The sequence below is a fragment of the Borrelia nietonii YOR genome (assembly GCF_023035795.1).
GTDB classification, from domain to species: domain Bacteria; phylum Spirochaetota; class Spirochaetia; order Borreliales; family Borreliaceae; genus Borrelia; species Borrelia hermsii.
Window position 1 is genome coordinate 21,844 of the sequence record NZ_CP073149.1, and the last position, 8,573, is coordinate 30,416.

At 29.4% G+C, this 8,573-nt stretch carries 11 protein-coding genes; 2 read left to right on the plus strand and 9 right to left on the minus strand.

Translation table 11 applies throughout. The features are described 5' to 3' along the window. Window positions 1–42: 42 nt before the first annotated feature. Genes bdr through bhYOR_RS04540 form a run of 3 tightly spaced genes read right to left on the minus strand, consistent with a single transcriptional unit; the run spans window position 43 to window position 2,609 of the window. The gene (bdr, locus tag bhYOR_RS04530) at window positions 43–639 is read right to left on the minus strand and encodes a Bdr family repetitive protein (RefSeq protein WP_247088271.1); all 597 of its coding nucleotides are present in this window, start codon (window positions 637–639) and stop codon (window positions 43–45) included. Between the two features lie 40 nt (window positions 640–679). Beyond that, the gene (locus tag bhYOR_RS04535; RefSeq protein WP_247088273.1) at window positions 680–2,032 is read right to left on the minus strand and encodes a PBSX family phage terminase large subunit; all 1,353 of its coding nucleotides are present in this window, start codon (window positions 2,030–2,032) and stop codon (window positions 680–682) included. 16 nt (window positions 2,033–2,048) lie between these two features. Beyond that, entirely contained in the window at window positions 2,049–2,609 is a 561-nt protein-coding gene (locus bhYOR_RS04540; protein WP_247088275.1) for a DUF603 domain-containing protein, read from the minus strand. 217 nt (window positions 2,610–2,826) lie between these two features. On the opposite strand from bhYOR_RS04540, the gene bhYOR_RS04545 reads away from it, so the two are divergent. After that, window positions 2,827–3,135: an Mlp family lipoprotein gene (locus tag bhYOR_RS04545; RefSeq protein WP_247088277.1), complete on the plus strand. Its 309-nt coding sequence runs from the start codon at window positions 2,827–2,829 to the stop codon at window positions 3,133–3,135. A gap of 572 nt (window positions 3,136–3,707) precedes the next feature. Continuing rightward, window positions 3,708–4,475, plus strand: coding sequence for a tyrosine-type recombinase/integrase (locus tag bhYOR_RS04550; protein ID WP_247088279.1), 768 nt, complete (start codon window positions 3,708–3,710; stop codon window positions 4,473–4,475). 279 nt (window positions 4,476–4,754) lie between these two features. Here bhYOR_RS04550 and bhYOR_RS04555 read toward each other — a convergent pair whose 3' ends face one another. The 6 genes from bhYOR_RS04555 to bhYOR_RS04580 are packed head-to-tail and all read right to left on the minus strand — an operon-like array spanning window position 4,755 to window position 8,389. Continuing rightward, the gene (locus tag bhYOR_RS04555) at window positions 4,755–5,573 is read right to left on the minus strand and encodes a DNA adenine methylase (RefSeq protein ID WP_247088282.1); all 819 of its coding nucleotides are present in this window, start codon (window positions 5,571–5,573) and stop codon (window positions 4,755–4,757) included. Next, window positions 5,570–5,986 carry a DUF261 domain-containing protein gene (locus tag bhYOR_RS04560; RefSeq protein ID WP_247088284.1) on the minus strand — a complete coding sequence of 139 codons (417 nt, stop codon included), beginning with the start codon at window positions 5,984–5,986 and terminating at the stop codon, window positions 5,570–5,572. The genes bhYOR_RS04555 and bhYOR_RS04560 overlap by 4 nt, the downstream gene beginning before the upstream one ends. 23 nt (window positions 5,987–6,009) lie before the next feature. Then, entirely contained in the window at window positions 6,010–6,363 is a 354-nt protein-coding gene (locus tag bhYOR_RS04565) for a hypothetical protein (RefSeq protein ID WP_247088287.1), read from the minus strand. 49 nt (window positions 6,364–6,412) lie between these two features. Beyond that, entirely contained in the window at window positions 6,413–6,808 is a 396-nt protein-coding gene (locus bhYOR_RS04570) for a single-stranded DNA-binding protein (RefSeq protein ID WP_247088295.1), read from the minus strand. Beyond that, window positions 6,801–6,995 carry a hypothetical protein gene (locus bhYOR_RS04575; protein ID WP_025434177.1) on the minus strand — a complete coding sequence of 65 codons (195 nt, stop codon included), beginning with the start codon at window positions 6,993–6,995 and terminating at the stop codon, window positions 6,801–6,803. The genes bhYOR_RS04570 and bhYOR_RS04575 overlap by 8 nt, the downstream gene beginning before the upstream one ends. 26 nt (window positions 6,996–7,021) lie before the next feature. Next, window positions 7,022–8,389 carry a DUF244 domain-containing protein gene (locus bhYOR_RS04580; RefSeq protein ID WP_247088298.1) on the minus strand — a complete coding sequence of 456 codons (1,368 nt, stop codon included), beginning with the start codon at window positions 8,387–8,389 and terminating at the stop codon, window positions 7,022–7,024. Between the last annotated feature and the right edge of the window lie 184 nt (window positions 8,390–8,573).

Sequence of the window (8,573 nt, forward strand, 5' to 3'; positions counted from 1 at the left end):
ATTGACAGAAAGTCAATTAAATAAGGGGCTAGTTAAATAAATTTACTTTACTAATAGTGATATTAATGCTAAAAATATTCCTATATTAAGGGTGATAAGAGTCCCAAACATCCAATTATGTAGTCTTAATGTACTCTTAAGTTCCATTTTGTTAACATCAATTTTGTTATCTAGTTCATTGAATTTAGTATCAATCTTTACATTTAGATTATTCTCAACAGTATCAATCTTATTATCAAGGTCCCTAATATCAGATTTTAATTCATTTCTAACAGTATCAATCTTATTATCAAGGTCTCTAATATCAGATTTTAATTCATTTCTAACAGTATCAATCTTATTATCAAGGTCTCTAATATCAGATTTTAATTCATTTCTAACAGTATCAATCTTTACATTTAGATTATTCTCAACAGTATCAATCTTATTATCAAGGTCTCTAATATCAGATTTTAAGCTTGCCTCAACCTTTTCAAGCTTAAGGTTAAAAGTAGTCTCTAAATACTCAATATCTTTATAAGTAAGTTCATTACGATAATATCTGTAAGACAGATCAATAGCAATCTCTCTATTTATCCCAGCTTTAGTAAGTTCTGCTATAACCATTTGTTGTGTAATTACTGGTTGTGCAAGTCCCATAAAAATCTCCTTATTTAATTATTATATAATATTTTAAGTGTTATAGGAACCTTCTTTTAGTAAAATGTGCTTTAAGAGAACGTATACCCAAAGTCAATAATATATATGCTGCTGATAGGCTATCTAATGAATCATCAGCACTCTTTCCATCTCCTTTGTACTTATAAATATCAGCAATTGCTGACTTGCTTGAATAGTACATAATACTTAAGTTAGAACTTGCAAATGGTCCTATTAACGTAGCAATTCTAGTAAATTTATTACTTATAGGTTTAATTGGCGCAATTCTAAACTCATGATTCATACCTGCTCTAAGTTTAAGAAAGGTTTTAGTCACATTCCCATGCCCAGAAGTATCATCCCTATCTTCAACATATAGTGTATGTACATTAAGGTTTGTTAAAATAGTTTTAATTGTATTTAATACCTTAGGATCACTGACTGGTAACTTCTCTTGAAATATAAATGCATAATACTTTTGATCTACTCTTTCTAAAACACAAAGGGCAGTATTATCACCTCCAATGCTGTATGCAGGATCTAAATATGCTATTGGACTTATAAATTCATGATTACTTGTAAGATTAATATTGGTAAATATCGAATCGTATGAGGCAACCCATTCTCCCAAAAGTACCCTTGCCTTATATGTTGGCATGTCCCTGTAAATCTCTTCTTGGGTTTTAATAAATTCTTTTGATATTAGTTCATTATCATATGTTGTAAAGTTATATGTAGCATAAGTTTTTTTGTTATCAATGTAATCAGTTTTAAAAAAATGTTCTGGACTGTCTGGATTTGTATCAAATATAATAGTTTCCATACCTACTCTAAGTCTCTTTAAACATTCTATTAATGTTTCTTTATGCAGTGTAGTTGCTTCATTAACGTAAATAAGAGCGGAATTACTTCCTCTAAACCTTTCAAAATCACTTGCCTTATCTCCACCATATAGATTGACTCTTAAGGAGTCTATTTCAAAATATGATGTATTAGAAAACTTTGGCGTAAAGGGTACTCTTAGCATGCTAGCAATCTTTTCAAACTGCCCTAAAACATTAATCTCTAATGATTTTTGGGAATTACCTAATATAAAATTATTGGTATCCTGTTTATAAAAATGTCTATTCTTAATGAGCATCTTTAGATATAAATAGCAAGCCAAGAATGTTTTACCACTGGCAATACCACCTGACAGGATAATTTTACTTTGATTATTATTCTCAATTAATTTTAAAACCTCACATTGTTTCTTAGTTAGATATGTCTTCTCAAACCCTCTAAAATCAATAACAGTTGCTTTCAGTTTAATTAAATCTGCTATATCAATACCAAATTCACGCTTGTATTCTTTTTGCATTTCCTTAAAAAGAGGTAGTTTATATATATCCATTTCCTAACCTTTAAATTTAAAATTTAGATCTCACATCAACATCAGTAGCTTTAAGCTTAAGCATTGTCTTATAATAAAGTGACATCTTCTTAAGTTCTCTTTCCCTTTTAAGTTCATCCAGTTTAAATTTTAATTCTTCAAGCCTCTTACTCTCTTCATCTGAATGCGAAAGATTATTATCCCTAATTTTATTATCAAGACTTATAATCTTAGATTCTAATACTTCTATCTCGTGATTATGGGCTTTAAGTTCCAACTCTAAATAACGACTAAATGAATTTATAAATTCAATTCCCAACATGCTTCTGGCCATACTGAACTGACTTTTAAGATCACGCGCTTGGGCTGTACTTTGTGAAGCATGAAGCAAAATATTAGTTAAAGTATCCTCACGAATAGTAAGCTTAGCAGTTTCTTTAACGTATTCAGGGTCATCCTTAACCTCTTCCCACTTGCGTCTCATCTTTCCTACATTAACACGACTTACTCCCAGCTCTTTTGCTATTTGTGCGTCATTAAGCCTGCATTCTTTAAAATACACAACATAATCATCAAATGACTTCTTTGCTCTTCTCATATCTCTTTAACCCTAGTCTAAATTAACAAAACTTAACAAAAACCAATATAAACTCTATAACAAAACAATCAACTTTACAAAAACAATTAAGACTTATAAATAATATAGATAGAATCCAAGAAAAACCCTAGTATAGGTTATACTGTATCTAAAGATTAAAAAAGGAGAATATTATGAATAAACATATAATATTATTAATACTTTTCAGTGATTATTCTTGTATTGTCGTAATGGGGATGAAACAACACAAAGGAAAGCTAATCATGAAACAATAAACGGGTTAACAGAAAATACAGGAACAACTCAAAAAACACCTGAGGAAACATTAAGAGACAAGTTAAATGCTACCGAAAAATCAAATCTAGATTTCTTAAAAGATGCTTTAAATGATAAGGAAAAGTTTAATCAACTTCTAAATCTAGATGAAGGAAAGATAAAAGCTGCACTTGAGCATATAAAGAATCAACTTGCAAATTGTAATGACGAACAAAAGAAAACTTTAAACAAGTTTTACAAGGATACTTGACACAATGAGCGATAATAAGTTAGATGAAATTCAAGCAAACGCAATCAGTGGTTGTCAAGCAGGTGGTTAAATGAACGCTTATAATCAAAGACAAAAATTAAGAAATAATATTTAAGAAAGGAAGATTTAAAGAGTAAAGACAAACAAAGATAAAGAAAACAAAGCAGTAAGATAAAGGCAACAAAAATTCTAGAAAAAAAAGCGTAAAAATGAATAAATTAAACTGGTTACAAAAATGGTAAAAGAAGATAAAAAGTAAACAATTGGTTAACAAAAAGAAAGAGGTTAAATTTTAAAGAGCAATACGTACCATTGTAAAATGAAGATCCACTAAAAAGACAAATAGAGTATATGTAGAGGATATTTTCAAGTATTTGTTAAAGATAGGATAAAGTATACTAGAAATATTAACCTAACATATCAAAAAGTACCCTTTCTATTTACATAAAGTACCTTAGAGGGGGTATTTTATATACAATGAAGCGACGTTAGAATTGACTTACAATACAAGTATTTGCTAACATTTTTGTAACTAATTTTAAATATTTTTAAAATCTTTAGTTAACAATAAAATGCATGAAAAGGAACTCTTAACTAACAGTAATCTTAACTTTATTAATGAACTAATAAAGCAAAATGAATGCCTCAATGAAGAATTGTCACAACTTAAAAGTACACTTAAGAGTAAAAATAAAGCTTCAAAACAATCAAAAAACACTCCTGTAAGATTCTATCTAAATGACAAAACAACCAAACTAGTAAAAAAATGTATAAAAAAGCTTATACAAATCAACCCAATCTCTGGATGGTTTGTATATATCTTAAGTATTACTGGTTGCAGAGGTGTTGAGATACAAAATGTAAGACTATCTGATGTATCAAAAGAGACAAGCTGTGATGGTGAAGTATTCTATTCTCTTCGTGTTAATGTAGCAAAAAAGAGAAGTAGTATCTGCATAAGAGAAGTAGTTATTAGTGAGTCTGAATTTGATGCTATTATGCAAATACATCAAGAACATTTTGCAAGCAAAGGAAAAGACAAAAGGCGTACTTATCTTTTTCAAAAGAGTAAACACAAATTCCGTGACAATAGAATTAGCATAATTAAGATTTCAAAACAATTTAAATCATTGCTTCTTAAAGCAGGATTTAGGTATCGTAAATCTTTACATATATGTAGAAATATATTTATTGCCTCACTAAAGTCTAAAGGATACAACTCATTTGAAATTAAAGAACTTATGAAATACTCATCTACTACTGAGATTGATAATGTTTATGGACTCTCCCATGCAAGTAAAATTAATGCTTACAAAGATATCAAAACTAGCTTGAAATAACTGCCCAATTTTTGCTAATTTATTATATACTTCTACTAAAGTTATTATCAAAATTCATTTTACCGCATATAAATATGTATAAATATCTAAGGATTGGTTCTTAGGTATTTTTTTTAACAATAAATTATTTGCTAAGCTCTAGTTTTTGGCAATTATTTAGTGTATAATACATATAAATCCTGAAAGTTTAAACCAATATTTCATTTTTAAAATAAAAAAAGACTCTAAAAGATTCAGAGAAGTAGAGTCTTTTTTTATACACAAATTAAGAATACAAATTCACGCTTTCTCTTTAAACATTTCAAGTTGAATATGACGAGTATTTTTACAACTCATACTTGATTTACTGGTTCTATATGAAGTTGCAAGTATTTCATGTTTAGTATGCCCAAAAGTATTAGCTATTCCAGTTGAACGAGCTATATAATTAACATTAAGATTATATTTCAAGAAAAGTTCTAAAACCCTTAAATCATCAAATTCACTTATTGCAAATTGCCAATTATATCTCTTCATCTCTACAATGAGCCTCTCAAGAGAATCTAAATTCCACCCCCGATTATCAGCAAGACTTCCACGTGAAATTGAATATGGTGGATCAAGATATACAAATGTTGAAGCGATCTTATCTCTTTTCGGCAAAGCACCCAGAAAATCAAAGATATCACGCGAAGTAAATATTGCATAATCAAGCATCTCTTTTACTCTAGACTTATAAGTCTTAAGCATACCCAAAAATAATCTCTTAGAATTGCTTCTATCTAACCTCATAGTTGAGTTATATGAACCATAAAGAGAATACAAACTTCTTAAAACCATATATTCTATTTTGTCTTGATTTTCATTTATAATTCTGTCATAAATAATTGCGTCTCTTACCTTCTTATAAAGTGAATCAGGATTTCGTCGCAAATAATAAAAAAACTTATAAATAAACTGAGAATTATCATTGAGTATATTGTAACAAGCTAATGGTTTTGCAAAAAAGATTGCTCCTGTTCCAAAAAATCCTTCAATATATGAAGTATGCTTAGGAAAAAGACTTATAATAACCTTACTATAACGATACTTACTTCCCTCTCTAGCTAGCAGTTTCAATGTTTCCTAAACACTCTCCTTGATGTAATTTGATATTCAACTCCTCTTTCCTTAAGCGTAAGTGAATCATAAAGAACACTGGTATCGTTAGTTGCTATAAAATGATAGCCTGATACACCTTTGATTTTAACTTCACTTATTTCAAATTCATTATTTGTGCATCTGTAAGAATGACTTATCCAACGCACACTTGTCTTAATCCCAAAACTTTGAAGTATACTGCATGGATTTACAATATAACAATTACTTTTAATGTATCCTAAACCAACAAATTTATGATAATTATTGTTAATATCATTAATACTAAACTGCAATTTTTTAAATCGTTCTATGTAATAATGCAGACATAAAAAGTAACATCCCCACTGACGTATTTCTAAAATTAACTTTGGATTATTTTGCGTTATTTTCATCTTTAACCTCTAACCTTTAATCTTTAACCTCTACTATCAAATTTAATACTTTGAAATTCAACTTCAAACAGCGATAAATCTTCAAAAAAAATTAACATAAGGTCCACAAACATAGAAGACCTGAAATGCTTATTTACAGAAAGACTTTTTTCCTTAATCTTAGTTATTCCACATATAGCTTTAATATGTGGAATCCTTAGGCAAAACCTTAAAAAAATATCAAGATAATGCCTCGCTAATGAACAAGTAAATTCCTCATCGTAAGGTTTTACAAGCACTACCGCTCCCTTCTCAACTACCTTACTAAATAAAACTTCTTCAAATTCATCTCTTTGGTCCATCATCTTCTCTACAAGTTCAATTTTTGCATAGGTCATACTCAAAACTCCTTAGCTTACAATTATTTTTGATTGCAATATATCATTCCTAAAAAGGGATATCCTCATGAAACCCTTCATCAGAATCAACCTTATTAGTTGCTCTTAAAGCAGGTAATGGGCTTAGTATTTGAATCTCATCCACTAAAATGCTGCTCTTGCTTCTCTTATCACCAGTGCGCTTGTCATCCCAACTCTCATACCTTAAAGACCCATTAACTACAACTTGTTTCCCCTTTAAAAGAAATGCTATTAGTCTTTCTGCTCTACTCCCAAAAAGCACACAATCAAAAAATTGAGCATAATCTATCCATTCATTATTCCTTTTGATTCTCCTATTATTAGCTAAACCAAACTTCAAAATAGGAATGCTGTTGCTAACGTAAATAATTTCACTGTCTCTAGTCAGACGTCCTGATAATACTACTGAATTAATATCAGACATGAGAGCTCTCCTTATCCCTTAATCTACTCATCATTTCCATGAGTCTTAAATCATGATCAAGTCTTCTCATATCCTCTAAAAATTCTTGTCTTGAGTAATAATCATAAATTATTTTTTCTAAAGTTCTTTTGCTAAATTTACATAAAAACTTCACAACCTGATAAGTAATTAGTAAAAGTACTACCATAAAGCTAATCCTCATAACCTCCAACCTTAAGCACTTACAATGGAAGTTTCAATATCAGACCATTGCTGCACTGAATCTAAACTACTAGCAAGAAAACTGATATTGCCACTTAAAGACTTAAATCTATCTTTAATAGCTCGCTTGGTTGTATCTAAAGAAAATAGAATACCTTCAAAATTATAATTTACATGTTCCATTAATGAAAATTCTGCAAATATTTCATCTATTCGGGATTTAAGTTTATCTTTCATGGGTTTTGTTGCCTTATATAGCTCTTGTGTATGTCTACTCTTAGCTATCTCTTCTGCTTCTTCTATCTCTGTTTGCAAAGTACTAATTTCACTAAGATATCCTTTCAACAGATTATCCTTCTCTTCATCAATCTCCAGGTCAGTACATCTTACAAATTCTAGAAAGTTATCTTTATACTCTGATTCTGAAAAATATTTGTATACCTCACTACTCTCAATCCCTTCTTGAATTAGTTCACTTAAACTATCTAAATCTATATTCTCAATATCATACTTTGCTCTTAAAGCTTCAGAAATACTACTTACTTCCGCTTCCATTGTTGAAACATCAAACATTACTTCATTAATAAACTTATCATTCCTCTCAATTACACAATTAATAGCTTCATTACCTATTAGAAAAAACAGATTCCCCTTACTTAAACCTGTACATAAAAGTTGTATTTGCACTTGAACGTAATACTTGAAAAAGTATTTGTTTTCTAAAAAATTACCATTCTTATTGTATTCAATTACAGCACTCTTTAAATAAATATTATCACTGCATTTAATTTCTAAAAGCTCTGCTTCCCCTTCTTGGTTTTCAAACCAACCATCAATTGTTGAACCAACCAAATTGTCCCGTCCCTTAAACTTCTTGAAGTAATTATATTTATCTATCCCATTTGCATATTTATTCTTATGTAAAACAGCAATCTCATCAGAATGCATACGTACAAATTCATCAAACCCTAAATTCTCAAGTAGCTTTCCTTTCCTCATGCTTAAGTTCTCTTCTAATGAAATCTCTTTTCCTAATAATTTCAAGACCCTATCAAGCATTAATTTTGAAACACTCTCAGCTCCAATAAACATACTCCCAACTTCACTTGCTCCTATACGCTTTAATGAATTCCTTTGAATACCAAAATCAACTTTGCTATTAAACTTGAAACATTCATTTTTGCCAATTCTTGATAGCTTGCGTCCTATTCTGCTGATTTTACTTACACTTTTTTGTCCCTTATTAATCTGGTCTTGACTTTGATGTGCAAATGAATCAAATCCTTCAAACATTTTTTGATCATACAAACTTGGCTGCTCCATTCCTACCTCTACTATTTTCTCTTTTGTTTTTGTTATTTTTCTTTTTTGATTTGTCATATTAATCTCCTGTTTTGTGAATTACTAAACAAAATAATATAGCAAAAAATTGTTTTTGTCAAAACTTTTGCTATATTATTTGTTAAATTTTGCAAATAATATTTTTTGTTAAATAACAGTTTACTTTTTAGTGATTATTGCGTTATCATAATTTGCAGTAAATTCACAAAACAGGAGATTTAAT